General features: G+C 68.0%; 29 protein-coding genes, 2 tRNA genes and 2 pseudogenes. 15 read left to right on the top strand and 18 right to left on the bottom strand.

The window, feature by feature from the left end:
• Positions 1–28 precede the first annotated feature (28 nt).
• The 4 genes from ACV7NO_RS13335 to ACV7NO_RS13320 form a co-directional block, all read right to left on the bottom strand.
• Positions 29–250 carry a hypothetical protein gene (locus ACV7NO_RS13335; protein ID WP_463406461.1) on the bottom strand — a complete coding sequence of 74 codons (222 nt, stop codon included), beginning with the start codon at positions 248–250 and terminating at the stop codon, positions 29–31.
• Positions 250–408 (bottom strand): hypothetical protein, encoded by a 159-nt coding sequence (locus ACV7NO_RS13330; RefSeq protein ID WP_463406460.1) that lies wholly within the window; start codon positions 406–408, stop codon positions 250–252. Before ACV7NO_RS13330 ends, ACV7NO_RS13335 begins: the two co-directional genes overlap by 1 nt.
• An 11-nt stretch (positions 409–419) precedes the next feature.
• Entirely contained in the window at positions 420–635 is a 216-nt protein-coding gene (locus ACV7NO_RS13325; protein ID WP_463406459.1) for a hypothetical protein, read from the bottom strand.
• A gap of 115 nt (positions 636–750) precedes the next feature.
• Positions 751–948 (bottom strand): hypothetical protein, encoded by a 198-nt coding sequence (locus ACV7NO_RS13320; protein ID WP_463406458.1) that lies wholly within the window; start codon positions 946–948, stop codon positions 751–753.
• A gap of 406 nt (positions 949–1,354) precedes the next feature.
• Here ACV7NO_RS13320 and ACV7NO_RS13315 point away from each other — a divergent pair, with 406 nt between their 5' ends.
• Positions 1,355–2,527 carry a DNA cytosine methyltransferase gene (locus ACV7NO_RS13315; protein ID WP_463406457.1) on the top strand — a complete coding sequence of 391 codons (1,173 nt, stop codon included), beginning with the start codon at positions 1,355–1,357 and terminating at the stop codon, positions 2,525–2,527.
• Positions 2,528–2,589: 62 nt separating this feature from the next.
• A complete protein-coding gene (locus tag ACV7NO_RS13310; RefSeq protein ID WP_463406456.1) occupies positions 2,590–3,381 on the top strand; it encodes a hypothetical protein in 792 nt (263 codons plus the stop codon).
• A 120-nt stretch (positions 3,382–3,501) separates the two neighbouring features.
• On the opposite strand, the gene ACV7NO_RS13305 is transcribed toward ACV7NO_RS13310, so the two are convergent.
• The gene (locus ACV7NO_RS13305) at positions 3,502–3,795 is read right to left on the bottom strand and encodes a hypothetical protein (RefSeq protein ID WP_463406455.1); all 294 of its coding nucleotides are present in this window, start codon (positions 3,793–3,795) and stop codon (positions 3,502–3,504) included.
• A gap of 108 nt (positions 3,796–3,903) precedes the next feature.
• On the opposite strand from ACV7NO_RS13305, the gene ACV7NO_RS13300 reads away from it, so the two are divergent.
• The 4 genes from ACV7NO_RS13300 (at position 3,904) to ACV7NO_RS13285 (ending at position 6,055) form a co-directional block, all read left to right on the top strand.
• Entirely contained in the window at positions 3,904–4,266 is a 363-nt protein-coding gene (locus ACV7NO_RS13300; RefSeq protein ID WP_463406454.1) for a hypothetical protein, read from the top strand.
• Positions 4,263–4,412: a hypothetical protein gene (locus ACV7NO_RS13295; RefSeq protein ID WP_463406453.1), complete on the top strand. Its 150-nt coding sequence runs from the start codon at positions 4,263–4,265 to the stop codon at positions 4,410–4,412. Before ACV7NO_RS13300 ends, ACV7NO_RS13295 begins: the two co-directional genes overlap by 4 nt.
• Positions 4,412–4,600: a hypothetical protein gene (locus tag ACV7NO_RS13290; protein ID WP_463406452.1), complete on the top strand. Its 189-nt coding sequence runs from the start codon at positions 4,412–4,414 to the stop codon at positions 4,598–4,600. Before ACV7NO_RS13295 ends, ACV7NO_RS13290 begins: the two co-directional genes overlap by 1 nt.
• A 216-nt stretch (positions 4,601–4,816) precedes the next feature.
• Positions 4,817–6,055: a hypothetical protein gene (locus ACV7NO_RS13285; protein WP_463406451.1), complete on the top strand. Its 1,239-nt coding sequence runs from the start codon at positions 4,817–4,819 to the stop codon at positions 6,053–6,055.
• Positions 6,056–6,153: 98 nt separating this feature from the next.
• Here ACV7NO_RS13285 and ACV7NO_RS13280 read toward each other — a convergent pair whose 3' ends face one another.
• Entirely contained in the window at positions 6,154–6,741 is a 588-nt protein-coding gene (locus ACV7NO_RS13280; RefSeq protein ID WP_463406450.1) for a hypothetical protein, read from the bottom strand.
• Positions 6,742–6,861: 120 nt separating this feature from the next.
• Positions 6,862–7,344 (bottom strand): hypothetical protein, encoded by a 483-nt coding sequence (locus ACV7NO_RS13275; RefSeq protein WP_463406449.1) that lies wholly within the window; start codon positions 7,342–7,344, stop codon positions 6,862–6,864.
• Positions 7,345–7,383: 39 nt separating this feature from the next.
• On the opposite strand from ACV7NO_RS13275, the pseudogene ACV7NO_RS13270 reads away from it, so the two are divergent.
• Positions 7,384–8,265 (top strand): annotated as a pseudogene (locus ACV7NO_RS13270) (YifB family Mg chelatase-like AAA ATPase); the annotation flags it as partial.
• Between the two features lie 13 nt (positions 8,266–8,278).
• Here ACV7NO_RS13270 and ACV7NO_RS13265 read toward each other — a convergent pair.
• Positions 8,279–8,491: pseudogene (locus tag ACV7NO_RS13265) on the bottom strand (GNAT family N-acetyltransferase); the annotation flags it as partial.
• Between the two features lie 18 nt (positions 8,492–8,509).
• Complete coding sequence (locus ACV7NO_RS13260; protein ID WP_463406448.1) at positions 8,510–8,830, bottom strand: GNAT family N-acetyltransferase; 321 nt, start codon at positions 8,828–8,830, stop codon at positions 8,510–8,512.
• Positions 8,831–8,971: 141 nt separating this feature from the next.
• Here ACV7NO_RS13260 and ACV7NO_RS13255 point away from each other — a divergent pair.
• Positions 8,972–9,056: transfer RNA gene (locus ACV7NO_RS13255), tRNA-Leu, on the top strand.
• Between the two features lie 272 nt (positions 9,057–9,328).
• Here the strand turns inward: ACV7NO_RS13255 and ACV7NO_RS13250 are convergent.
• Both ACV7NO_RS13250 and ACV7NO_RS13245 read right to left on the bottom strand, forming a co-directional pair.
• Positions 9,329–9,405: transfer RNA gene (locus ACV7NO_RS13250), tRNA-Pro, on the bottom strand.
• Positions 9,406–9,495: 90 nt separating this feature from the next.
• Entirely contained in the window at positions 9,496–10,791 is a 1,296-nt protein-coding gene (locus ACV7NO_RS13245) for an FAD-dependent oxidoreductase (protein ID WP_463406447.1), read from the bottom strand.
• A 109-nt stretch (positions 10,792–10,900) separates the two neighbouring features.
• On the opposite strand from ACV7NO_RS13245, the gene pnuC reads away from it, so the two are divergent.
• Genes pnuC through lepA form a run of 3 tightly spaced genes read left to right on the top strand, consistent with a single transcriptional unit; the run spans position 10,901 to position 13,890 of the window.
• The gene (gene pnuC / locus ACV7NO_RS13240) at positions 10,901–11,491 is read left to right on the top strand and encodes a nicotinamide riboside transporter PnuC (RefSeq protein WP_463406446.1); all 591 of its coding nucleotides are present in this window, start codon (positions 10,901–10,903) and stop codon (positions 11,489–11,491) included.
• Positions 11,491–12,021 (top strand): AAA family ATPase, encoded by a 531-nt coding sequence (locus ACV7NO_RS13235; protein WP_463406445.1) that lies wholly within the window; start codon positions 11,491–11,493, stop codon positions 12,019–12,021. The genes pnuC and ACV7NO_RS13235 overlap by 1 nt, the downstream gene beginning before the upstream one ends.
• Before the next feature lie 57 nt (positions 12,022–12,078).
• Positions 12,079–13,890 (top strand): translation elongation factor 4, encoded by a 1,812-nt coding sequence (gene lepA, locus ACV7NO_RS13230; protein WP_463406444.1) that lies wholly within the window; start codon positions 12,079–12,081, stop codon positions 13,888–13,890.
• A 50-nt stretch (positions 13,891–13,940) separates the two neighbouring features.
• On the opposite strand, the gene ACV7NO_RS13225 is transcribed toward lepA, so the two are convergent.
• Positions 13,941–14,204 (bottom strand): hypothetical protein, encoded by a 264-nt coding sequence (locus ACV7NO_RS13225; protein WP_463406443.1) that lies wholly within the window; start codon positions 14,202–14,204, stop codon positions 13,941–13,943.
• A 189-nt stretch (positions 14,205–14,393) separates the two neighbouring features.
• Between ACV7NO_RS13225 and modA the strand changes: the two genes are divergently transcribed.
• Genes modA through ACV7NO_RS13210 form a run of 3 tightly spaced genes read left to right on the top strand, consistent with a single transcriptional unit; the run spans position 14,394 to position 16,463 of the window.
• Complete coding sequence (gene modA / locus ACV7NO_RS13220) at positions 14,394–15,155, top strand: molybdate ABC transporter substrate-binding protein (RefSeq protein ID WP_463406442.1); 762 nt, start codon at positions 14,394–14,396, stop codon at positions 15,153–15,155.
• Positions 15,155–15,856, top strand: coding sequence for a molybdate ABC transporter permease subunit (modB, locus tag ACV7NO_RS13215; RefSeq protein ID WP_463406441.1), 702 nt, complete (start codon positions 15,155–15,157; stop codon positions 15,854–15,856). Before modA ends, modB begins: the two co-directional genes overlap by 1 nt.
• A complete protein-coding gene (locus ACV7NO_RS13210; protein WP_463406440.1) occupies positions 15,846–16,463 on the top strand; it encodes an ATP-binding cassette domain-containing protein in 618 nt (205 codons plus the stop codon). Before modB ends, ACV7NO_RS13210 begins: the two co-directional genes overlap by 11 nt.
• A gap of 121 nt (positions 16,464–16,584) precedes the next feature.
• Here ACV7NO_RS13210 and ACV7NO_RS13205 read toward each other — a convergent pair whose 3' ends face one another.
• Both ACV7NO_RS13205 and ACV7NO_RS13200 read right to left on the bottom strand, forming a co-directional pair.
• Positions 16,585–18,828 (bottom strand): glycoside hydrolase family 3 N-terminal domain-containing protein, encoded by a 2,244-nt coding sequence (locus ACV7NO_RS13205; protein WP_463406439.1) that lies wholly within the window; start codon positions 18,826–18,828, stop codon positions 16,585–16,587.
• 75 nt (positions 18,829–18,903) lie between these two features.
• Positions 18,904–19,461, bottom strand: coding sequence for a hypothetical protein (locus ACV7NO_RS13200; RefSeq protein WP_463406438.1), 558 nt, complete (start codon positions 19,459–19,461; stop codon positions 18,904–18,906).
• Between the two features lie 45 nt (positions 19,462–19,506).
• On the opposite strand from ACV7NO_RS13200, the gene ACV7NO_RS13195 reads away from it, so the two are divergent.
• Positions 19,507–19,926, top strand: coding sequence for an EF-hand domain-containing protein (locus ACV7NO_RS13195; protein ID WP_463406437.1), 420 nt, complete (start codon positions 19,507–19,509; stop codon positions 19,924–19,926).
• Between the two features lie 97 nt (positions 19,927–20,023).
• On the opposite strand, the gene rpsI is transcribed toward ACV7NO_RS13195, so the two are convergent.
• The 4 genes from rpsI to ACV7NO_RS13175 all read right to left on the bottom strand — a co-directional run bounded on the left by rpsI (position 20,024) and on the right by ACV7NO_RS13175 (position 22,926).
• Positions 20,024–20,569, bottom strand: coding sequence for a 30S ribosomal protein S9 (rpsI, locus tag ACV7NO_RS13190; RefSeq protein WP_463406436.1), 546 nt, complete (start codon positions 20,567–20,569; stop codon positions 20,024–20,026).
• Positions 20,570–20,572: 3 nt separating this feature from the next.
• Positions 20,573–21,052, bottom strand: a complete 480-nt coding sequence (gene rplM, locus ACV7NO_RS13185; protein WP_463406435.1) for a 50S ribosomal protein L13 — start codon at positions 21,050–21,052, stop codon at positions 20,573–20,575.
• A gap of 132 nt (positions 21,053–21,184) precedes the next feature.
• Positions 21,185–21,892, bottom strand: a complete 708-nt coding sequence (locus ACV7NO_RS13180) for a hypothetical protein (protein WP_463406434.1) — start codon at positions 21,890–21,892, stop codon at positions 21,185–21,187.
• Positions 21,889–22,926: a COX15/CtaA family protein gene (locus ACV7NO_RS13175; protein ID WP_463406433.1), complete on the bottom strand. Its 1,038-nt coding sequence runs from the start codon at positions 22,924–22,926 to the stop codon at positions 21,889–21,891. The genes ACV7NO_RS13180 and ACV7NO_RS13175 overlap by 4 nt, the downstream gene beginning before the upstream one ends.
• Positions 22,927–23,176: the final 250 nt, after the last annotated feature.

Raw genomic sequence — 23,176 nt, 5'->3', positions numbered from 1 at the left:
GAGAGGGAGGGCGTGCAGCAGCCGGCGCTCACAGCCCGGCCCCGACGTGCCACGCGCCGCAACGCGGGCAGCGATACGGCTCGCACAGGCCGCGCGAGAGGTGACGCTGGATGTGGCGACCGGGACGGCGGATCGACTTGTCGGCATCGTGCCGGGTCCTGAACACCTGTTTCGACTGGCGGCCCCAATCGGCGAGCGTCCAGTGAGACATGCCGCCGCCCTTCGGGCCGGGGACGAGATGCGCGGCCATCACGACACCCCCAGCATATCGGCGACGAAATACGCCGCGAGGAGGATGAGCAACCAAGCGAAGAGGACGACGAACTGCGCCTCCCCGTCGATCTTGAACCGCCTGGTGATGAGGATGGGCGGCCCGACAAAAAGGGCCAGCGCCAGGAGGTCGGACAACAAGCCCGGCATCACTGCACCTCCGGCAAATCGTGCGCGGCGCGCATGTGCTCGGCGATGCCGTCGACCATGTTGGTGAGGTCGATGATCGAGGGGTTGAGCTGACGCGCGGCAAGCCGGCGCGTCGCCTGGGCGAGATGGTTGAACGCCTCCAGCATGGCGTCCAGGTCGTCCGCGGAGAGGACGACCTTGCGCTCGTGGAGCAGGGACTTGGGGGTCTTGGTCATGATTGCCTCGCTGGGCGAGGCGGGGGCCTTGGAACCGAAGCGTCGATGGTGTATTATTGGTTCAGCACAGTTCGACGACGCTCGGCAGCAGGTGGCCTCCGCCTGCTGCCGTTTTTTATGCCCGGATGGATGCGAGCGCGGCCCGCTTGGACGGATGCGCGCTGACGATCGCGCCGCTGGGGTCGATGACGACCGCGCCAGCGTTGCGGTTGGCGACGCCTGCGACGATCCAGTGACCGGTCGAGCGGACGAAGTAGGCCGGCACCACATCGCGGTGCTGACAGACGGATTCGAGAATGGTCGAGATAGGCATGGGTCGAACCCCCCCCCAGATTGAGGAAACAAAAGGGGGTTTGATCCCCCGCCGATTTCCTCGGTCTGATGGGTGACGACGGGAGGGTCCTTGTGCCCCGGGCGCTCACCGCGTGTCGGGAGGGTTGTCCTCTATGGCGATCCGCCGTTCCGGTCCTGCCGGTGGCCCCACGCTTTTCGTTCACAGCCGAGATAGCTGTCGTGGCTCAAAGCCTCGAACACGATCAATATACCATTGACATGGCGGGTTGACAACGGGGGAATAGCCGTCGCGACGGCGAATCGTTCGTCACGTGATGGGGTGGAGTGAAGTCGACCCGATTGGGCGCCGAATGGTGCGTCAACGGCGCCGAAGCGTTGCGATCGACCCTCGACGTTCCACTCCCGTTCCGCGATAGTGCATCGCTATGACGGGACGATTCTACGAGTTCTTCGCGGGTGCCGGGATGGCGCGCGCTGGCCTGGGCGACGGTTGGCAGTGCCTGTTCGCCAACGATATCGACCTGAAGAAGGCAGCGACCTACGACGACAACTGGGGCAAAGGGGTGATGAAGCCCGCCGACGTGAAGACGTTGTCACCGGCCGATCTGCCGGACACGGCGGATCTCGTCTGGGCGTCGTTCCCCTGTCAGGACCTGTCACTGGCCGGTGGTGGAGCCGGGTTGCGCGGCGAACGATCCGGCGTCTTCTGGCCCTTCTGGCGCCTGATGGAGCGGCTTGGCGAAGAAGACCGGGCACCGACGATCGTCGCGCTGGAGAACGTGGCGGCGACGCTGACTTCGCATGGCGGCAAGGACTTCGAGGCATTGAGCCTGGCGCTGGTCGATGCCGGCTATCGCGTCGGCGCGCGCGTCATCGACGCCGTGCTGTTCGTTCCGCAGTCGCGACCCCGCATGTTCCTGATTGCGGTTCGGAACGACGTGGAGGTTCCAGCCGCCCTCGTGGAGCCGTCCGGCTCGTTGGCGGGCGTGGACACGCGCGTGTCGGCGACCTTCGACCGGATGGTCGAGCGCGCCGTGGACGAACCCGATCTGCAACGTGTCGTCGACGCATGGATCAACTGGTCGGTGCCACTGCCGACCGCGCCGCGCACGTCGCTCGACGACGTGATCGAGGACGAGCCGGTCGGCGTCGAGTGGCACAGCGAGTTCGAGACGGCGACGCTGATCGACCGGATGAGCGAGCTGAACCGCCAGAAGGTGGCGAAAGCGCGGAAGGCGGGCACCAAGATGTATGGCACCGCCTATCGCCGCACCCGCGTCCAGAAGGGCGTGAAGACGGTGCGCACGGAAGTGCGCTTCGACGGGATCGCCGGCTGCCTCCGCACGCCCTCCGGCGGATCGAGCCGCCAGATCGTCATCGAGGTGAAGGGCCGCCGCACCCGTTCGCGGCTGATGACGCCGCGCGAAGCGGCCCGGCTGATGGGCCTGCCGGAGGAATACCGGCTGCCCGACGCATACAACGAGGCGTATCACCTCATCGGCGATGGCGTGGCGGTCAGCGTCGTCGACCATCTGGCGCGCGCAATTTTCGATCCGCTCTTGGATTCGATGGAGGGTCGGGCGAAGAAGGCTGCATGAGCATCATTCCATGCAGCGCCAATGACGAGCTTCGACAACGCATCCTCGACTTCGCGGAGGTCTTGAAGACGCAGGCGCACCTGCTGGGCGACCACGGACTGGATGAGCAGGAGTTCTACGACTCCGGTCTTTTCAGGGGCGCGGTCGAGCGCATCCGCGGGCAGTTTTCCGCGACGATGCGCGAGAAGCGGGACTTCGCGTCGCGCGTGCTCAACTGGTTGCAGGAGCGCGGCGCGATCCGCGAATGGGAGTCGGCCGGCGAGGCGAACCGACACGACTATTCGGTCGAGCTGCGATCAGGCCGCGTCTGCGCGATCGAACTGAAGGGCTGCCTCGACGGCAACAACACCAACATCTTCGAGCGGCCGCCGCACTGCCACGAATTCGTCATCTGGTCGGTATGCACCAATCCGGGCGCGAACCCGCGGCACAACGTCTGGTCCGGCATCCACACGCGGCTGTCGGCGGAGATCATCTCCCGCAACCAGCGGGTCGACGGACTGATCGTCTGGGACATGGTCTGTGGCACGATCGGCCGCCCCTGTCCGAAGGTCGAGGTCGATCCGACCCGCCTGACGGTGGTCGGTCCCTACCAGCTCCCGCCACCCTGTATCTACGTGATGCCGTCGACGATCCCGTCGCCTCGGAACAATCCAGCTCCGGTCCCGCAGACGATCGATCAGGTCGAGTTCTTGGCGATCCTGCATGGGGCGTTCGGGGGTCATCCGCAGGAAGTGAACCGCGTTGGATTCGAGGTCGGCTACGAGGGTGTCGATACCGTGCGGAAGACGATCGTCGAGCGCGGCGGGGCAACTGTAGCGGAGAGCAATCCTACGGCGATCCGGCGCTCGTAGAAGCCGTCGCAGCATATTGGCTGCTTAGGGCGCTGCGCGCCCGATGAGGACGACCGTTGCGGTGGTGTTGTCAGCGTAGCACGCTGCATCATCGTCATAGCCCGACGTTGATGCCGAAGGTCATGCGGAGGCGGTGCGCTCCTTGAGCCCGCCGTATGCCGCGAGCGCGCCGACGATGACGGCCGGCACCAGATAGACGCCCCAGGCGTGCCACGCATACGGTCCGCCGTCCGCCATGCCGAAGCCGGCGAGCGTGCTGGCGGTCGCCCAGGCCGCGGCGACTGACGCGACGTTCCGCTTCACCGGATCAGCGATCAGCCTGCGCATCAGCGCCCAGCGCCAGAGCAGCGCGACGAGCGCGATGGCAATGGCCCCGCCGATGATCGACCCGAAGCTGAACGCGTATGGATGCACCGTCTTTTCCCCCCTCGAAGCAACTCAACCTATCGCATTTTCGCGAGGGGGCAATTGACGATGGAACCTATTACTAGTAAGATCATCATATCAGGACAGGAGGACGACATGACGAAGATGGAGAAGTTCGAAGCGGAGATGAACGACGGCTCGCTGTGGCTCATCAAGCGGGGTTCGACGACCACCCATCACAGCCCGGCCACGCGCTACGAGGTCCGCGTGCGCGTCGGCGAGAACGGTGAGGAGCACTCGGTCGAAGGGCGCATCCTGCTCACGGTGCGGGCGGGGGAAAAGTGGGCGACGACGACGCACGAGTCGAAGGTGGTCCAATGCTCGACGTTCGCGGACATGGAGAGGGAGGCGATCAGGCTCACGAAATGGGGTCTGAACTGGAAGGACAAGAAGATGAACAAGGCGTTCATGGTGAGGTGGGAACAGGACGGGAAGAACGGGAAGGTGACGACCCTGTGAGCTCGCACCCGAAGAACGCCGATTATCAGGCGGAACTCCGCCGCCGTCGCAAGGAAGCCGGCCTCGTCCAGGTGCAGGTCTACGTCCACGAGAGCCGCCGCGACGACATTCGCGCCGCCGCGGCGACGATGCAGGAGCCAAAGTGATGAACGACGAAGCCATCCTCGCCAACGCAGTCAACGAGGGCCTTGTCGCGTTCCACACGGTGGGAGCTCGGATGCGCCCCGAGAGGATCGGCGAGCTCGCGGCCCGCATGGTGGAGGCGGGTGCGATGAACGGGATGGAGGCGATGCGCTGGACCGCCCGCATGTTGCAGGAGACCGCCGACTCCTGACGCATCCCGACCGGAGACGTCGCCCCGCAAATGGCTGGGCGTCGTAGGTCGGGATGCTCGCGCAACAGCGCGATGGCTGGGGTCGAGGGGGCGCAGCGCCCTTCGCCCGCCTTTTTCACGAAGACCCCAAGAGGGGGGGATTTCGGGAAAAAGAATAGCGGGTTATCCTTTTCCTCCTGACGGTTGAAAAGGGGTTGCCCCGTGTCCCTCTACTGTATGGCCCGAGTAAGACGCCTCACCGCGCTGGAGTTGCGCCACAGCGAGAAGCATGGTCGTCGTGAGGACGATCGCGCCCGCGACCGAAAGGTGCGCGACGAGCCGTCGATCACCTGGGTTCCCGCCGGCGTGGAGGGCGATGCGCTGGCGCTGTCCGATCGACTCGCCGATCACGTGCGCGACGCGTTTGTCCCCAAAGGGACGGGCAAGGCGCTGCACCTGCTGGTCAAGCTGCCCGAGTCCGTGCCCGTCGAGACGCGCGAGGATGCGGAACACGCCCTCGATCTGGTCGTCCGGTTCGCCCAGGCGGAGTTCGGCGGGCGGGCGGTGTTCTCCGCGCGGATGGATCGGGACGAACGCGCGCTCAACAACTGCGACATCTTCCTGGCTCCAATCTACGACAAGGTCACGAAGCGGGCTTCGAAGCCGGCGGTCAGCCTGTCGCGACACCTCAAGCTGATCGCATCGCGGCGCGGCTACAAGGTGGACGGGGCGGACACGCTGCGGATGCAGGGACGCGCCCTGCAGGACGCCTTTTCCGAATGGCTGACGGCGGCCGGATACGAGGCGCTGCGCGGCAAGCCGAAGGAGTCGAAGGGCGACGATTGGGTCCAGTCCGAAGTCGCCGGTGCGCGCCTCGATCGCGAGGCGGCGGAGCGGGTGAGGGCTGAGACGGTGGAGATGGTCGAGGGCGTGCGCGCGGAGCGCCACCGGCTGAACGATGACGCGCGCAAGCTGGGAGTTGCGATCATGGAACAGGACGAGAAGACGAAGAGGGCGGCGGCGGAGGCGGAACGCGTCGTCACGGACGCGAAGCGGCAGGCGGCGTCGATCCTCGAAGCGGCGCAGAAGCGCGCGCGCGAGTTCGCGGAGCTGGAAGCCGTCGCGGAGGTCGAGCGTCGTCGCAAGGCGGACGAGACGGCGGAGCGGTCGCGCCGCGTAGAGGCGGCGGAGCGTGCGATCGAGGATCGGGCGAAGGCCATCGATGCCGAGCGTGCGATCGTCGCCGCGGAGCGGGTCGAGGTCGGGGCGATGCGCGCCGGCCTGGAGAAGCTGATCGGCACGTTCGAGAAGCTGATGAAGCCGATCTGCGCGATGGCGCTGGAGTGGAGCAAGGCGAGCCCCCTGGTGCGGGCGGCGATGGGGACGCAGGGTCCGGCGGCGAAGAAGATCGTCGACAGCTCCGAGGTCGCGACGCTGGCTCACATCGCCCAGCGGATGAGCGGAACGGGACGGTGAGGTTGCGGACCCGCGCCCGGTCCGTGCGTCCGGGCGGTGCGGTCCTCGCTTCGCTGCGGTCCGCTCCGTCCGGGCGCGCGGGCCGTTCGCGGGGGCCGCTACCGCGCCGGGCCTTCGACCCGGTCGCGAGCGGCCTCGATCACGTTGCGTTGCGCTAGGCGCTTGTCGAGGGGCCGGCGGGTGCCACGGTAGCATGACGCCTGCGATCGGTCGCCGGGAGCGAGGACAGATGTGATGTAGGCGGTGCAGTCGGCGCGATCCTCCAGGCGGTCCTCGAAGTTGCGGCGGATCGGTCCAAGCTCGATCTTGCCCATGACGCGCTCGCGCGGACGCGGGCGGTCGACGGCGGGTTCCGTTCGGTCGGCGGCCGGTGCATCCTGTATCTCGATCGACTCCGGGACGGGGCAGATCATCGTCACGCCGTTCTCGACCGTGGCGACGTAGCCCAGGCGCTTGAGGGTCGGCGACAGCGCCATGGCGAAGCCCTTCTTGTTCCGGCCGTTGCGATCCTGATAGTGACGGACGTAGGTCGCGCTCGGATGGACGACGTAATCGTCCGCGGGCTTGTAGAGCGGGCTCTTCGCGTCCACGCGAACGTCGACGATCTCGACGGTTTCGAGGCCACGGCGATCCACCTCGGTGTATCGCGCCGCCCGAATGTAATAGTGATAGTCGTCGCCCTTCACCTCGCGGGCTTCAACGTCCAGAACCTCGATCATCGGTCGCTCGGTGCTGCTTGAACTTGCCTGCGGAACTACGATGGTTCGGATCGCGGTGTTTGGAGAACACCATGAAAATATTGTTTTTTACGGGAATTTTGCGTTATCGAGAGCAACGACTTCGGTCGTGCCGGTGGCTGGCTCGTGACGGCCGTTCCCGGCGAGGACGCGCGTCGCCCAGGCGATCAGCGCGGTGCGCGCCCAGGTCGGCGTCGCCCGGCGGACGAACACGCGGCCGTGCGACACGTTTTCGCACGTCTCGGCGCATGGCAGTGCGACGATAGCGGCGGAGACGATCGATCCGTCCGGCGACAGGATCGCCGCGGCCTTGGTCGGGCAGTCATGCGCGCGGCATCCTGCGACGAAGCGGAAGCCACGTGTCAGAGGCCGGTCCTGCTGGGTGGGGATACTGGCCTCGATCCATTCGCGCGAGAGGGCCAGACGGTCGAAGAAGCGGCGAGCGGTCGCCTCGGAGACGCGCGGCGACGGATCGACGGGCTTGGCATGGGCGGCGAAGGCCGAAGAGGTGGCGAGTATCGTGCAGGAAGAGAGAAGTATCAGGCGGATCATGGTATCAACTCCACAGCATTTTAACACGGTGTAGCTATACACAACCTGCTGATGGTAGGGCCGCCGGGATCGGGCAAATCGCTGATGGCGGCGTGCCTGCCGGGGATATTGCCGCCGCTCGACGCGTCCGAGGCGCTCGAGGTGTCGATGGTCCAGTCGGTCGCGGGGACGCTGACGGGCGGGCGGCTGACGCGGACGCGTCCGTTCAGGGCGCCGCATCATTCGGCGTCGATGGCGGCGCTGACGGGGGGCGGGCTGAAGGTGAAGCCGGGGGAGGTGAGCCTCGCGCATCTGGGGGTGCTTTTCCTCGACGAGCTGCCCGAGTTCCAGCGCGCGGTGCTCGATTCGCTGCGGCAGCCGCTGGAGACGGGGACGGTGAGCGTCGCGCGGGCCAATGCGCATGTGACGTTTCCGGCGCGGGTTCAGCTGGTCGCGGCGATGAACCCGTGCCGGTGCGGGCATCTGGGCGACGCGTCGCTCGCCTGCGCGCGCGCGCCGCGGTGCGCGGCGGACTATCAGGCGAAGGTCTCCGGCCCGCTGCTCGACCGGATCGACCTGCATGTCGAGGTGGCGGCGGTGAGCGCGGCGGACCTCGTGCTGCCGCCGCCTGCCGAAGGATCGCGCGAGGTCGCGGCGCGGGTGGCGGCGGCACGCGCGGTGCAGGCGGCGCGGTACGCGGGCGAGACGGCGCGGACCAATGCGGAGGCGGACGGCGCGCTGCTGGACCGGGTGGCGACGCCCGACGAGGCGGGCCGCGCACTGCTTGCGCAGGCGGCGGAGGCGATGCGGCTGTCGGCGCGCGGCTATACGCGGATCCTGCGCGTGGCGCGGACGATCGCGGACCTAGCGGGGGCGGAGACGGTCGGGCGGGTGCAGGTCGCCGAAGCGCTGAGCTATCGGCGGCGGGCGGCGGTGAGTTGAGGGGGCGAATACGTTACCGTGGAGCGATCATGCCTGATATGTCCCGCCAGCCATACGCGACCTCGATCAGGGTGGCATCGGGTTGTATGTCGGCACGTTCGTCGACGATCGAGCCGCCCAGCCTTTCGTAGAACCCGCGCGCCGACACATTCTCACGCAACACCCATAGAGCGGCGGCGATATGGCCTGCCGATGCGAGCGCTTGCGACATCGCAGCCATGATCGACCGACCTGCACCAGCAGCCTAATGCGAACGGAGGACGTAGAGCGCACCGATTTCGCCGGTGTAGCCTGAGAGGACAAGCGCATCGTCGCGCTGTCGCCCGCAGGATCCGAAGCCGATCATCCGATCGCCGGCCTCCGCGGCGAACACCCCGACACAGCCGTGCGATTGGGGATTGCCGAGGATATCGCTCCACATCGTGGCGCGTGCTTGCGGGGACAAGCCCGCCAGCATCTGATCGGGCACGATGCCATCATAGGTTTCGCGCCATGATGCTACATGCAGGTTCCCCAGCCTGACGGCGTCGTCCTGTATCGCCTTGCGGATCGTTATCGAATCCATGTTGCCTCTCAGGCATCCTCGTCGACCGCGTCCTGGCGGACGAAGCGGAGCTTCTGTTCGGCATGAATCTCCGAGGACATTCCTTAGGTCAAGGGGAGCGATTGACGCGCCTGCCCGTGCTGGTCTAGCGGCATCCGCTGCGCGGGCGTGGTGGAATTGGTAGACGCGCCGGACTCAAAATCCGGTTCCGCAAGGAGTGTGGGTTCGATTCCCACCGCCCGCACCATTTGTTTTTGTCCGGTCGCTGACGAAGAATGAGATTTCTCGTCCGTGATGCCGGGACAAGCGCGGCGTGACGAGGGGCGGGCGTGATGCTATCGTCCGGTTTTCAACACATTATAGAGCGGGAGTTGGGGAAGCGCCGCGGCGAAGCCGCCCTTCGACTATCTGCCAAGGCAGGCGCTCAGGACATGCTAAGTCGGTCTGTGCTTTCCACACCGCCGGCCGGCGCGCCGCGGTTGCTTGCTGTGGCTTTGCCACATCTCGCGCGGCGCGCTTTGGTCGGGGAAAGAGGATTCGAACCTCCGGCCCCTGCCTCCCGAAGGCAGTGCTCTACCAGGCTGAGCTATTCCCCGACCCAAGGTGCATGCGATCCCGTTAGGGACCGGCTGGCAGGCGGCGGCTTATATCAGCGAAAACCGGGCGGGCAAGCGTCCATTCGCGCGTTATTTTCGCGCGCCCAGCATCGCGTCGATCGCGGTGAATTTCTCGCGCGGGGCGCCGTCGCGCGCTGCGGCGACCTCGGCCTGGTCGATCGTCTGCCAGTCGCGGAAGGTGACGACGTCGGTCCCGCGCGATGCCAGCAGCGAATCGAGCGCGGGGCGGCCGGGCTTGCCGCTGTCGGCGGCGGTGTCCGCGGCGATGTGGTCCGCGATCAGGAAGCCGTCGGGACGGTTGGTGCCGATCGTGCCCGTCGGCCCGCGCCGCGCCCAGCCGACCGCATAGAGCCCGGGCATGATCCGCCCCTCGTCATTGGCAAAGCGGCCGAGCTTGGCGTCGTAGGGCACGCCCTCGATCGGCGGGGTGCGATAGCCGATGCAGCTGACGACGAGGCTGGCGGGGACGATGTAGGTTTCGCCGGTCAGGACCGAGCGGCCGGCATGGTCGAGCTTCGTGCGTTCGACCACGACTCGCTGGACGCCTCCGTCACCCTCAATCGCGACGGGGACCGCGAAGAAATCGAAGACGATTTCGATCGGCCTGTCGTGCGCGGCGGCAGCGAACGCGCGGAGGTGCGACACCGCCTTGCGCTGGCCGGGATCCAGCGCGGCATCGTCGGCGACGGGGGGCAGGTCCGACGGCGCGACGATGGTGGAGGCGCGCGTGAGCATGCCGAGTTCGCCGAGTTCCTTCGGGGTCATCGCGATCTGGTGCGGCCCACGACGCGCGAGGATCGTCACGCGCTTGATCCGGTGCGCCGCGAGCGCGCCGAGCGCGTGGCCGGCGATGTCCGACCCGGCGAATTCCTCACCCGTCTTGGCGAGGATCCGCGCGACGTCGAGCGCGACGTTGCCTGCGCCGACGACGACCGCATCGGCGCCGTCGAGCGGCGGCGCAAGGCGCGCGAAATCCGGATGGCCGTTGTACCAGCCGACGAACGCCGCCGAGCCGATCACGCCGGGCAGGTCGTCGCCGGGCACGCCGAGCGCGCGATCGGCGGGGGCGCCGGTTGCGAGGACGACCGCGTCGTAAAGGTCGATCAGCTCGGGGATCGTCACGTCCGTCCCCACCGTCACGTTGCCGACGAAGCGGACATTGTCGCTGAGCGCGGTCGCCTCGTAGCGGCGGCTGACGCCCTTGATCGACTGATGATCGGGTGCGACGCCGCTGCGGATCAGGCCGTAGGGCACCGGCATCCTGTCGATGATGTCGACGCGGACGTCGTCGCCGAACGCCTTCTGGCACCCCTCGGCGGTGTAATAGCCCGCCGGCCCCGATCCGATCACCGCGACGTGACGCATGTCTGGCTCTCCTGTCGTCCCTCCCGATCAACGGGACTGGCGCGTTTTCTTTCCAAGCCGATGCTAGTCGCTTGGCGGGGGAGGGCAAGCGGCGCTAGCGTTCCCGGCCATGTCGTCGATCGAGATCATCGCGTTCCTCCTGGGCATCGTCAACGTCACGTTGGTGGTGCGGCGGAGCGTGTGGAACTACCCTGTCGGTGTCATCATGGTGGTGCTGTACGGCGTGATCTTCACCGAGGCGAAGCTGTACAGCGACGCGCTGCTCCAGATCTTCTTCGTCGTCGTCAACGTCTATGGCTGGGTCCACTGGTCCGGGATCGCGGCGCGGGCGGGCGAGATCGCGGTGGAGCGGATGACGTGGCGCGGGCGGACCGAGTGGGCGCTGGGCGCGATGGCGGCCGCGGTCGCCTGGGGCGCGGTGATGCGCCACGGCACCGATACGAGCTATCCGTGGTGGGACGCGATCAACGTCGCGGGCAGCATCGTCGCGCAGATCCTGATGACGCGTCGAAAGCTGGAGAACTGGGTTGCATGGATCGCAGTCGACATCTCGTCGATCGGCCTTTACGCGATCAAGGGACTTTGGCTGACGGCGATACTCTACGTGATCTTTCTTGCGCTTGCGACCTGGGGGCTGATCGACTGGCGACTGGCGGAACGCCGGGCCGGCGACGACGGCGTTCGCCCGGCGACCGCCTGATGATCCGCACCATCTGTCTCCACGGCCCCGAAAGTACCGGAAAGTCGTCGATGGCGCCGCGGCTGGCCGCGCATTTCGACGGCGTATGGGTGCCCGAGTTCGGGCGCACCTATTGCGAGCGGTTCGGCACAGACCTGACGATGGCGGACCTCATCATGATCGCGCACGGGCACGACGCGAAGACGCGGGCGGCGGTGGCGCATGGCAGCTTCCCCGTGATCGTCGATACCGATCCGCTGATGACCGCAGTGTGGGCCGACATGCTGTACGGCCACCGCGACCCGTGGTTCGACCGGTGGGACAATCTCGCCGACCTGTACCTGCTGTTCGATATCGACCTGCCCTGGGAAGAGGACGGCACGCGGATGTTCGGGACCGAGGCGCTGCGGCAGCGCTTCTTCGAACGATCCAAGGCCGAACTCGACCGGCGCGGCGTTCGCTATGCGCTGATCGGCGGGCAGGGGTCGCGCCGGTATCTCAATGCGCTCGACGCGATCCGCGACGCGGAGCGCGCCAGCGTCGCCGCCTGATACCCTGATACCCTGATGCGTTGCGGGTGACGGGCGCGTGCGCTAGGCGCTCGGGCCATGTCCACGCCGCTCGACCGAATCCGTAATTTCAGCATCATCGCGCATATCGACCACGGGAAGTCGACGCTGGCCGACCGCCTGATCCAGGCGACCGGCGGGCTGACCGACCGCGAGATGTCCGAGCAGGTGCTCGACAACATGGACATCGAGAAAGAGCGCGGGATCACGATCAAGGCGCAGACGGTGCGCCTGGCCTATAAGGCCAAGGACGGACTCGACTATGTCCTGAACCTGATGGACACGCCGGGGCATGTCGACTTCGCCTATGAGGTGTCGCGCAGCCTGGCGGCGTGCGAGGGGGCGCTGCTGGTGGTCGATGCGGCGCAGGGCGTCGAGGCGCAGACGCTGGCCAACGTCTACCAGTCGATCGAGCACGATCACGAGATCGTCCCCGTCATCAACAAGATCGATCTGCCCGCCGCCGAGCCCGAGCAGGTGCGCAAGGAAATCGAGGACGTGATCGGGATCGACGCGTCCGAGGCCGTGCTCGCGTCCGCGAAGTCGGGGATCGGCATCCCCGAGATCCTCGAGGCGATCGTCACCAGGATCCCGCACCCCAGGGGCGACGCGTCCGCGCCGCTCAAGGCGATGCTGGTCGACAGCTGGTACGATCCGTATCTGGGCGTGGTGATCCTGATCCGGGTGATCGACGGGGTGCTCAAGAAGGGCCAGCAGATCAAGTTCATGCAGGCGGGCACGCTGCACCTGGTCGACCGCGTCGGCTGCTTCCGGCCGAAGATCGAGCAACTGAGCGAACTGGGCACCGGCGAGATCGGCTTCATCACCGCGCAGATCAAGGACGTGGCGCAGGCGCGCGTCGGCGATACGCTGACCGATGCGAAGCGGCCCGCGGCGGAGGCGCTGGAGGGGTTCAAGGAAGTCCAGCCGGTGGTGTTCTGCGGGCTGTTCCCGGTCGACGCCGCGGACTTCGAGAAGCTGCGCGAATCGATCTCCAGGCTGCGGCTGAACGATGCGTCGTTCAGTTTCGAGATGGAGACGTCCGCCGCGCTGGGCTTCGGGTTCCGCTGCGGGTTCCTGGGACTGCTGCATCTGGAGATCATCCAGGAGCGTCTGACGCGCGAATACGACCTCGACCTCATCACGACCGCGCCGTCGGTGGTGTACGAGATCGAGCTGTCGCACGGTGCCGGGCAGCTGGAGCTGCACAATCCCGCCGACATGCCCGATCCCAACAAGATCGAAAGCATTTCCGAGCCCTGGATCAACGCCACGATCTATGTGCCCGACGAGTATCTCGGCTCGGTCCTGAAACTGTGCCAGGACCGGCGCGGTATCCAGAAGAACCTGACCTATGTGGGTGGTCGCGCGCAGGCGACGTACGAACTGCCGCTCAACGAGGTGGTGTTCGATTTCTACGACCGGCTGAAGTCGCTGTCGAAGGGCTATGCCAGCTTCGACTATGCGCAGATCGGGTATCGCGACGGCGATCTCGTGAAGATGAGCATCCTCGTCAACGAGGAGCCGGTCGACGCGCTGAGCATGATCGTCCATCGCGGCACCGCCGAAGTGCGCGGGCGCGGGATGGTCGAACGGCTGAAGGAACTGATCCCGCGGCACCTGTTCAAGATCCCGATCCAGGCGGCGATCGGCGGCAAGGTGATCGCGCGCGAGACGATCAGCGCGATGCGCAAGGACGTGACCGCCAAATGCTATGGCGGCGACGCAAGTCGCAAGAAGAAGCTGTTGGAAAAGCAGAAGAAGGGCAAGGCGAAGATGCGCGAGTATGGCTCGGTCAGCATCCCGCAGGAGGCGTTCATCGCGGCGCTTCGGATGGGCGACGAGGGCTGACGCAGCGCCAGCCCCCGGTCTCTGTTCCTTGGCGCGGATCCGCGGGCGCGTTACCGGTCCTGCGCGAAGACGACTCGGCGCATCTTCCACTGCGCCTGCGTCAGGCACTGGCGGTTCTTCGCCCAGTCGCGGTCGAGCCCGACGACGGGACCCATGCAGACGCGGTTCGGGCCGAGCCCGCCGGAGCGCAGCGTCGCGGTCGCGCCGAGCGCGGAGCCCGCGTCGGTCGTCGAAGGCACCGGAGCGGGGGCGGGGGCGGGGGCGTTGGGCGCGAGGAGCATGGCGGCGAGGGGGGTGAGGATGGTGGCGATCATGGTGGGGTCTCCCTTGGTATCGGCGCCAGGCCGGCGCACGTCCGGAGCTTTGCATCTGGCATGCCAGTTTTGGAAAAACCTGTCATATCAACAGTTTGACTGCGGTCCTTTGCAGCTCCAAGTGTGTTGCATGAGTAATACGCGCCAATATCCGGCGGATCACGCCGAACATTCGTGGGGAGCTGCCGCATGACGCGATCAGTGCGTACGATCATGGGACTGTTGGCGACATTGATGTGGGGCGGGGCTGCCTCTGCGCAGCTGCGGGCACCGGTCGTGCTGGCGGCGGCGAGCTTGCAGGGATCGCTCGACGAGGCTGCGACCGCCTGGGCGCGGCGGGGGCACGCACGGCCGGTGGTGTCCTATGCCGCGTCGTCGGCGCTGGCGCGTCAGGCGCTGGCTGGGGCACCGGCGGACCTGTTCGTGTCGGCGGACGAGGACTGGATGGACGCGCTGGCGGCGAAATCGCTGCTGGCTGCGGGCACGCGTGCGGACTTGCTGGGGAACCGGCTGGTGATCGTTGGCGGCATGGGCGCGCGGCCGATCGCGATGCGCGGCGCCGCGCTTGCGAAGGCGTTGACCCGTGGGCCGCTGGCGATGGCGGACCCGTCCGCAGTGCCGGCGGGAAAATACGGACAGGCGGCGTTGACGCGGCTGGGGGCATGGCCGGCGGTCGCGCCGAAGGTGGTGCGCGCGGAGAATGTGCGCGCGGCGCTGGCGCTGGTCGAGCGCGGGGTCGCGCCATACGGGATCGTCTATGCGACCGATGCGAAGGCATCCGGCAAGGTGCGTGTCGTGGGCGTGTTTCCGGCAGCGAGCCACCCCCCGATCGTCTACCCGATCGCGCGACTGGCGGCGTCGCGCAACGCAGAGGGTGAGGGGTTCCGGCGCTTCCTGCTGTCGCGCGCGGGGCGGGTGATCTTCGCGCGCTATGGGTTCAGCGCGCCGTAATGGACGAGGCGGGAAGCTGGGCGGCGATCCTGGGGGTGGTGAAGCTGTCGCTGCTCGTCGGCGGGGTGTCGACCGCGGCGACGCTGCCGGTGGCGTTCGCGCTGGCCTACTGCCTCGCCCGTGCGCGGTTTCCGGGAAAGGTGATCGTCGATGCGATCGTCCACCTGCCGCTGGTGGTGCCGCCGGTGGTGACGGGATGGGTGCTGCTGCTCGCCTTCGCGCCGACGGGGCCGCTGGGCGCGCCGCTGGAGCGATGGCTGGGGGTGAGCGTGCTGTTCCGCTGGACCGGTGCGGCGATCGCGGCCGGCGTCATGGCGCTGCCGCTGATGGTGCGCGCGATGCGACTGTCGATCGAGGGGGTCGACCGGCGGCTGGAACAGGCGGCGCGGACGCTGGGGGCCGGGCGGTGGCGCACCTTCCGCACGATCACGCTGCCGCTCGCCGCGCCGGGGGTGCTGGCGGGCGTCGTGCTGGGGTTCGCGCGGTCGATCGGTGAGTTCGGGGCGACGATCACCTTCGTGTCGAACGTGCCGGGCGAGACCGAGACGCTGCCGCTGGCGATCTATTCCGCGCTCCAGCGGCCGGGAGGCGAGGCGCTGGTGTGGAAGCTGGCGGCGGTGTCGGTGGCGCTGAGCCTCGTCGCGCTGGTCGCATCGGAGATGCTGGCGCGGCGCAGCGGGCGGGGCGTGCATGTCCTTTGAGGTGCCCGCCTTCGATATCGACGTGACCGTCCGGCGCGGGGACGCGATCGTCGCGGCGGCGTTCGCGGGCGGGGATGGCGTGACGGTGCTTTTCGGGCCGTCAGGGGTCGGCAAGACGAGCGTGCTGCTGATGGTCGCGGGGTTGCTGCGGCCCGATCGCGGGGCCGTGCGGGTCGGCGGGCGGACGCTGTTCGATGCGGAGGCGCGGGTGGACGTGGCACCCGAGCGGCGCGGGTGCGGGTTCGTGTTCCAGGAGGCGCGGCTGTTCCCGCATCTGAGCGTGCGCGCGAATCTGCTGTATGGCGCACCGGACGCGGGGCGGCTGGAGGAGATCGCGGGCGTGCTCGATATCGCGCACCTGATGGCGCGCTGGCCGCGGGCGCTGTCGGGCGGCGAGGCGCGGCGGGTGGCGATCGGGCGGGCGTTGCTGCGCGCGCCGGCGTTCCTGCTGCTCGACGAGCCACTGGCGTCGCTCGATCGCGCGCGGCGGGAAGAGGCGATGCGCGCGATCGAGCGGGTGCGCGACGTGGCGCGGGTGCCGATGCTGCTGGTGACGCACGATCCCGAGGAGGCGGAGCGGCTGGGGGATCGGGTGGTGCGGGTTTAGATTGCGGTTGTACCCCGGCGAAGGCCGGGGTCCAGGCTCGGCGCGGCGCGCCGATCGCGCTGCCGCGCGAGTGTTTTGATGGGGCTGGGCCCCGGCTTTCGCCGGGGTACAGTGGTGCCAACTAGACCAGCGTGAACTCGCCTTTCAGGCCACCGACCGAGGACTGGCTGACCCAGACGTCGAACAGGCCGGGTTCGGTGACCCATTTGCCGTCCATCCAGAAGCGCAGGTCGTCACGGGTTATGGTGAAGGTGACGGTCTTCGCCTGACCCGGCGCGAGCGAGACGCGCCGGAAGCCCTTCAGTTCGCGGACCGGACGGGTGAGGCTGGCGACGCGGTCGTGGATGTAGAGCTGGACGACCTCGTCGCCGCGGCGCTTGCCGGTGTTGGTGACGGTCGCCGAGACGGTGATCGGGCCGCTCGCCTGCGCGGGGACCTTGAGGTCGGACAGCGCGAACGTCGTGTAGGACAGGCCGTGGCCGAAGGGGAAGGCGGCCTCGTTCTTCGTCTCGCGGTAACGCGACTTGTATTCCTGCGATCCCGTGTCGGGGGCGGGGCGGCCCGACGAGCGGTGGTTGTAGAAATAGGGTTCCTGCCCGCTTTCGTTGGGAAAGCTGGCGGAGAGCTTGGCGGAAGGGGCGACGTCGCCGAACAGGACGTCGGCGATCGCGTTGCCCGCCTCCGAGCCGAGGAACCACGTCGCGAGGATCGCGGGCGCGGCCTTCACCGCACCGTGGAGGGCTAGCGCGCGGCCGTGGCGGAGCAGGACGACGACGGGCTTGCCGGTCTTCGCGATGGCCTCGGCGAGGTCCATCTGGGCTGCGGGCACGACGATGTCGGTACGCGACTGCGCCTCGCCCGACATGATCTGCGTCTCGCCGATCGCGAGCAGGACGATATCGGCGGCGTTGGCGGCGGCGACCGCGGCCTCGATCCCGCCGGGGATCGCGGCCTCGACGTCGGAACCCTTGACGGTGGTGAAGGTCGCCTTGCGCGCGGCCAACCCTTGCGCGATCGAGACGTTGAGGTCCTTGTCCGACATGAAGGCCCAGGTGCCGACGACATTGTCGCGGTCCTCGCCGAACGGGCCGATCAGCGCGATCTTCGCCGATTTCGCGAGCGGCAGGAGGTCGCCCTCGTTCTTGAGGAGGACGATCGAGCGTGCGCCCGCCTCGCGGCTCAGCGCCTTCATCGCAGGGGTGGAGACGCTGGTACGTTCGGCTTTCTGGCTGACCGAGCGATAGGGATTGTCGAAAAGGCCGACCGCCTCCTTGAGCTGGAGCACGCGGCGGACGGCCTCGTCGAGGCGCGCCATCGGCACTTCGCCCTTCGCGACGAGGTCGGGCAGGTGTTTGTTGAACAGGTCGCTGGCCATGGCCATGTCCATGCCCGCGAGGAACGCCTTCTTCGCGGCGTCGCGGCCATCGGCGGCGTAGCCGTGTGCGACGAGTTCCTCGTCGGCGGTGTAGTCACCCACCACCATTCCCTTGAAGCCCCATTCGGTGTGGAGCAGATCGGTCATCAGCCATTTCGAGCCGCTGGCAGGAACGCCGTTGATGTCGTTGAACGCGCTCATCAATGTCGCGACCCCGGCATCGACGCAGGCCTTGAAGGGGGCGAGGTGGACCTCGTGGAGCGTGCCGGGCGCGATCTCCGTCGTGTTATAGTCCATCCCGCCCATCACCGCGCCATAGGCGGCGAAATGCTTGGCGCAGGCGGCGACGCGGGTGGGATCCTTGAGGTTCGTGCCCTGGAAGCCGCGGACGCGCGCGACGCCCAGCGCGATGCCGAGATACGGATCCTCGCCCGAGCCTTCGGCGACGCGGCCCCAGCGCTGGTCGCGCGCGACGTCGACCATCGGTGCGAAGGTCCAGTGGATACCCAGCGCAGTCGATTCGAGCGCGGCGGCGCGCGCGGTGCGCTCGCACAGATCGGGATCGAAGCTGCACGCCTCCGCGATCGGCAGCGGGTAGGCGGTGCGTAGGCCGTGGATGACGTCGCCCGCGAAGATGAGCGGGATCTTCAGCCGCGTCTGCATCGCGGCGTCCTGCGCGGCCTTGGCGCCCGCATAGCCGACGCCGTTGAAGAGCATGCCGATCGTGCCGGTCCTGATCCGCTCGATCTGCGCGGTGGCGTCGTTGCGCGCGGGGAGGCCGGGGTTGAAGGGCAGGCCGATCGGGCGGATCTGGTCCGAGAAGCAGGAGAGCTGGCCGGCTTTCTCTGCGGGCGTCATCTGCGCGATCAGCGCCTCGATCCGCGCGGAGGCGGGGGCGGCGGATTGCGCGAAGGCAGGGCCGGCGAGCGACAGGCCGGCTAGGGTCGCGCCGCCTTTGAGGAGCTGGCGGCGATCGACGGTGGCGTGCATTTCGGATCCTCGCATATTGTGTTTGCCCGTGGGCTACCCCCCCGGAACACGCGTCGCAAGCGAGGATGTAACCGGTTACTTGTGTGCGGGGTGGTGCGCCGTCTCGACGAAGTGCGCGAGCCACAACAGCGCGGGCACGCCGCCCCGCATCCGGAGGCCGTCCGCGCGGCCGTCCGACATCGCGTGGCGGACCGGGGCGGACGCGGTGTGGCGGCGCAGGTCGGCCAGCGCATCCTGCGCTTCGTGCGTCGCGATCGCGAAGGCGTTGGTGGTGACGCTGACGAAGCCGCTGTCGACGAGCCCGGCGAGGATGTCGTCGCGCTGCTCCTCGATCGGGCGACCGTGGAGGACGCGATCCTCGAGCAGCGATTCGAGCGCACCGAGGATATAGGCGCGCGAGTAGACCGCGCTCCACTGGATCGCGGGCGGGACGGCGAGATGCCGGCTGGCGAATTGCGACTGCGCCGCCAGATGTTCGCGGATGCGCCTGGCGTCGCTCTGGATCGTCGCGATCAGCCGCTGCGTTTCCTTGCGCTTCTTTCCCAACCCCAGCATCGTCCGGCCCCTCGATTGCGTCGCGCCGCAGTGCCGCCCCGCCTTCGCGACCGCAAGGGGGAGCGCACACCCCGTCATGCGGACGTCACGATCGCGTCATGCGGCGATGGGCAGCATCGACCGATGCTCATGCTTCTTCTGGCGCAGGCCGCCACGCCGCCGGCAACATTGCCTCCCGAAACCCGCGCCCAGGCGGAAGCGCACGCCATCGCGCTACATCACCGGCTCGACGCGGATCACGACGGCTTCGTCACGTACGACGAGGTGATGCGCGCGGCGATGGCCTGGGTCACGCCCCGCGGGCGGACGATCGATCCGAAGGCGGCGGACACGGACGCATCGCGCGCTGCGTTCGCCGCGGCGGATCTCGACCATGACGGGCGGATTTCGCTGGCGGAGGCGGTTGCAGGCGCCGATGCGGCGTTCGATGCGCAGGACACCGATCACGACGGTGTGCTGAGCACGGAGGAGCGCGATGCCGCGCTCGGCGCGATGGTGGCGAAGATACAGCGCGACCTGGCCACCCGGGCGAACACGCGCTGAATGTCGCCCACGAAAAAGGGCGGACCGTTGCCGGACCGCCCCTCTCGTATCCCTGGCCGGGCTCCGGACTGTCACGCAATCCAGAGCTGCCGGTACATCAGCGCTTCGAGAACTGGAAGCTGCGGCGTGCCTTGGCGCGGCCGTACTTCTTGCGCTCGACGGTGCGGCTGTCGCGGGTCAGGAAGCCGGCGGCCTTGACGGGCGCGCGCAGCACCGGCTCGAACCGCGTGATCGCCTGGCTGATGCCGTGCTTGACCGCGCCGGCCTGGCCCGAGAGGCCACCGCCCTTGACGGTGCAGACGACGTCGTACTGGCCCTCGCGCTCGGTGATCCCGAACACCTGGTTGATGACGAGACGCAGCGTCGGACGCGCGAAATAGACTTCCTGATCGCGACCGTTGATCGTGATCTTGCCCGAACCCGGCTTCAGCCAGACGCGGGCGACCGCGTCCTTGCGCTTGCCGGTGGCATAGGCGCGGCCCTGCTTGTCGAGGATCTGCTCGCGCAGCGGCATCGTCGAAACGGGCGGCTGCGGGGCGGCGGGAGCCTCACCCTCGGCCCCATCGGTCTGCGGCGCGGGATCCTGGGCGGCCTGCGACGTCAGGTTCGCGAGGTCGGAAAGCGACTGGCGGTTGTCGGTCATGTCTTACGCGCCCACCTTGTTCTTGCGGCTCATGCCGGCGATGTCGAGGACTTCGGGGTTCTGGGCTTCGTGCGGATGCTCGGTGCCGGCGAAGATGCGCAGGTTGCGCATCTGCTCGCGGCCCAGCGGGCCACGCGGGATCATCCGCTCGACGGCCTTCTCGAGCACGCGCTCCGGAAAGCGACCCTCGAGGACCTTGGCGGCGGTGACGCCCTTGATGCCGCCGGCATAGCCGGTGTGCTTGTAATAGATCTTCTTCGACGCCTTGTTCGACGTGAAGCGAATCTTGTCCGCGTTGATGACGATGACGTTGTCACCGCAATCGACGTGCGGGGTGAACGACGTCTTGTGCTTGCCGCGCAGGACGTTGGCGATCACCACCGCGGCGCGACCGACGACGAGGTTCTCCGCGTCGACGATATGCCACTTCTTCTCCACCTCGTGCGGCTTGGCCGACTTGGTGGTCTTCATCAGAGCCTTCATGGCTGTGCAGACCTTATGCTGGTTGCGTAAACGCGCTGCGCCGCCCGATTGGGGGCGGCGCCGTTGGATGGGCCAATGTCGCAAGCCTGCGCGCAAGTCAAGCAAAGCGCGGCTTTGCTGACGGGTAACGGGTTACCGGGTTACGCGCACCACGGTGGAAAGCGCGACGCTCTGGATCGGCGCGGCGCGGTCGGCGCGCTGGATGCGACGTTCGCGCGCGGAGATCAGCAGGCCGGTGACGAGGTCCTGCTCGCGAGTGCGTTCGATCCGGGCGGTGTCCCCCTCCGCATCGACGGTGACGCGGGCGCGGGCGCCGAAGATCGAGACGGTTTCCTGCCCCGCGAGCGACTGCGCCGAACCGGCGGGGAGCGTGACCGCGCGGGTGCCTGCATCGACCGCGGGCGCGATGAGTTGCGTGACGGGGGAGGCGAGGAGCGCGATCTGGCGCGCGGCCGGCGCGGTCGCGATCCGCGTGGCGATCACGGGTGAAAGGCGTGCGGCGGCAGCGACGTAGCGCGCCCAGGCGGCGGTGAGGTCGTCGATCGCGGTCGGGGCGCCGCGGCGATCGAGCCGGATCCGCAGCACCTGCCCGGCGAACGCGGCGGTCGCAGCGGTGAGCATCGCGCCGACGCGGTCGGGTGACGTCGCCGCGACGGGGCCGGTCGCGAGATCCGCGACATAGCCGTCGCCGTCGCGGTGGAAAACGATCGTGCGGGTGACGGTGAAGCGGCGGGTGACGTCGCCGATCGTGCGCTCGTCGGTCTGGCGATAGACGAGGGGGCGATCGAGCGGGGGCGCGAACGTAGCCGCCGCGGCGGCGACCGCGATCGCCGCGATCACGCGCGGCGGCCGAGCGCGTGCGCGCTGCCGACCGCGGCGATCAGCAGCAGCGCGGCATTCGCCTGATGCGCGACCGCGACGACGATTTCGACCCCGGACAGGAGAGTCGCGATGCCGAGGGCGATCTGGAGCGTGACGAGCAGGTGGACCGCCAGCCCCGCGCGGCGGGCGCCGGTGCGCATCGCCCTGACGCCGAGCAGGATCAGCCCGGCGGCGGCTACGAACGCGAACCAGCGGTGGATGAACTGGACGACGACCGGGTTGTCGATCGCGTTGCGCCAGCCGGGATCGACCATCGGAGTGCTTGCGGGGAACCACGCATCGCCCATCAGCGGCCAGCTGGCAAAGGCGTAGCCTGCGTCGAGCCCCGCGGTGAACGCGCCGAACGCGAGCTGGACGAACAGCAGCGCGAGTGCCGTGGCGCCCAGCGGGCGGAGCTTGGCTGGCCGGGCCATCGGGTTCCGGGCGACCGCCTTGAGATCGAGCGCGGTCCAGACGATCCCCGAGAGGATGACGAGCGCGGTAAGGAGATGGACCGCGAGGCGGATATGACTGACGTCGGTACGCACCGACAGCCCGGAGGCGACCATCCACCAGCCGATCGCGCCCTGGAACCCGCCGAGCGCGAGCAGCGCGACAAGGCGGAGCCCGTAACCATGCGGGATCGCCTTGCGGAGCCAGAACCACAGCAGGGGCAGCGCGAAGGCGAGGCCGATGACGCGGCCGAGGAGGCGGTGCGCATATTCCCAGAAGAAGATCGCCTTGAACCCGGCGAGCGTCATGCCCGCGTTGAAGGCGGCATATTCGGGGATGCGTCTGTAGTTGGCGAACTCGGCCTGCCACTGCGCGTCGTTGAGCGGGGGGACGATGCCGCTGACCGGTTTCCACTGGGTGATCGACAGCCCCGATTCGGTCAGCCGCGTGATCCCGCCGACGATCACCATCGCGACGATCAGTGCGGCGACCGCGAACAGCCAGCGGGCGAGGGCGGCGGGGCGGGTGGTGGCGCGGAACGCCGGGCTGGCCTGGAGCATGACGGACGCGATTACGCCGATCGGGGGGCGAGGCCAAGCGTTCGGTGGTATGGGCGGACGATGTTCGTCGAAGACGGCGCCTTCCAGCCCTCCGTCATGCCGGACCTGGTCCGGCACCCACCTTGCCGGGAAACCGGAAACTCTTCGTTGTGCGGCACGGTGGATCCCGGCCTCTGCCGGGATGACGAAAGAGTAAGGCGGGGTCGGACAAAAGCGCGCTTTGCAAACACCGCGATCCCGGTGCTAGGCG

The organism is Sphingomonas sp. Ell38C01 (assembly GCF_055231975.1).
The sequence above is the reverse complement of the archived record's forward strand: the minus strand, read 5'-3'. Positions and strand labels throughout refer to the sequence as shown.

What these genes read in the sequence shown, in the direction of transcription:
- ACV7NO_RS13260 (WP_463406448.1), bottom strand. Translation starts at nt 8,830, where the DNA reads ATGGATTCGATAACGATCCGCAAGGCGATACAGGACGACGCCGTCAGG.
- pnuC (WP_463406446.1), top strand. Translation starts at nt 10,901, where the DNA reads ATGTCGTCGATCGAGATCATCGCGTTCCTCCTGGGCATCGTCAACGTC.
- rplM (WP_463406435.1), bottom strand. Translation starts at nt 21,052, where the DNA reads ATGAAGGCTCTGATGAAGACCACCAAGTCGGCCAAGCCGCACGAGGTG.
- ACV7NO_RS13275 (WP_463406449.1), bottom strand. Translation starts at nt 7,344, where the DNA reads ATGATCCGCCTGATACTTCTCTCTTCCTGCACGATACTCGCCACCTCT.
- ACV7NO_RS13195 (WP_463406437.1), top strand. Translation starts at nt 19,507, where the DNA reads ATGCTCATGCTTCTTCTGGCGCAGGCCGCCACGCCGCCGGCAACATTG.
- ACV7NO_RS13235 (WP_463406445.1), top strand. Translation starts at nt 11,491, where the DNA reads ATGATCCGCACCATCTGTCTCCACGGCCCCGAAAGTACCGGAAAGTCG.
- rpsI (WP_463406436.1), bottom strand. Translation starts at nt 20,569, where the DNA reads ATGACCGACAACCGCCAGTCGCTTTCCGACCTCGCGAACCTGACGTCG.
- modA (WP_463406442.1), top strand. Translation starts at nt 14,394, where the DNA reads ATGACGCGATCAGTGCGTACGATCATGGGACTGTTGGCGACATTGATG.
- ACV7NO_RS13200 (WP_463406438.1), bottom strand. Translation starts at nt 19,461, where the DNA reads ATGACGGGGTGTGCGCTCCCCCTTGCGGTCGCGAAGGCGGGGCGGCAC.
- ACV7NO_RS13290 (WP_463406452.1), top strand. Translation starts at nt 4,412, where the DNA reads ATGAACGACGAAGCCATCCTCGCCAACGCAGTCAACGAGGGCCTTGTC.
- ACV7NO_RS13210 (WP_463406440.1), top strand. Translation starts at nt 15,846, where the DNA reads ATGTCCTTTGAGGTGCCCGCCTTCGATATCGACGTGACCGTCCGGCGC.
- ACV7NO_RS13245 (WP_463406447.1), bottom strand. Translation starts at nt 10,791, where the DNA reads ATGCGTCACGTCGCGGTGATCGGATCGGGGCCGGCGGGCTATTACACC.
- ACV7NO_RS13300 (WP_463406454.1), top strand. Translation starts at nt 3,904, where the DNA reads ATGACGAAGATGGAGAAGTTCGAAGCGGAGATGAACGACGGCTCGCTG.
- modB (WP_463406441.1), top strand. Translation starts at nt 15,155, where the DNA reads ATGGACGAGGCGGGAAGCTGGGCGGCGATCCTGGGGGTGGTGAAGCTG.
- ACV7NO_RS13315 (WP_463406457.1), top strand. Translation starts at nt 1,355, where the DNA reads ATGACGGGACGATTCTACGAGTTCTTCGCGGGTGCCGGGATGGCGCGC.
- ACV7NO_RS13325 (WP_463406459.1), bottom strand. Translation starts at nt 635, where the DNA reads ATGACCAAGACCCCCAAGTCCCTGCTCCACGAGCGCAAGGTCGTCCTC.
- ACV7NO_RS13285 (WP_463406451.1), top strand. Translation starts at nt 4,817, where the DNA reads ATGGCCCGAGTAAGACGCCTCACCGCGCTGGAGTTGCGCCACAGCGAG.
- ACV7NO_RS13175 (WP_463406433.1), bottom strand. Translation starts at nt 22,926, where the DNA reads ATGCTCCAGGCCAGCCCGGCGTTCCGCGCCACCACCCGCCCCGCCGCC.
- ACV7NO_RS13205 (WP_463406439.1), bottom strand. Translation starts at nt 18,828, where the DNA reads ATGCACGCCACCGTCGATCGCCGCCAGCTCCTCAAAGGCGGCGCGACC.
- ACV7NO_RS13320 (WP_463406458.1), bottom strand. Translation starts at nt 948, where the DNA reads ATGCCTATCTCGACCATTCTCGAATCCGTCTGTCAGCACCGCGATGTG.
- lepA (WP_463406444.1), top strand. Translation starts at nt 12,079, where the DNA reads ATGTCCACGCCGCTCGACCGAATCCGTAATTTCAGCATCATCGCGCAT.
- ACV7NO_RS13225 (WP_463406443.1), bottom strand. Translation starts at nt 14,204, where the DNA reads ATGATCGCCACCATCCTCACCCCCCTCGCCGCCATGCTCCTCGCGCCC.
- ACV7NO_RS13335 (WP_463406461.1), bottom strand. Translation starts at nt 250, where the DNA reads ATGGCCGCGCATCTCGTCCCCGGCCCGAAGGGCGGCGGCATGTCTCAC.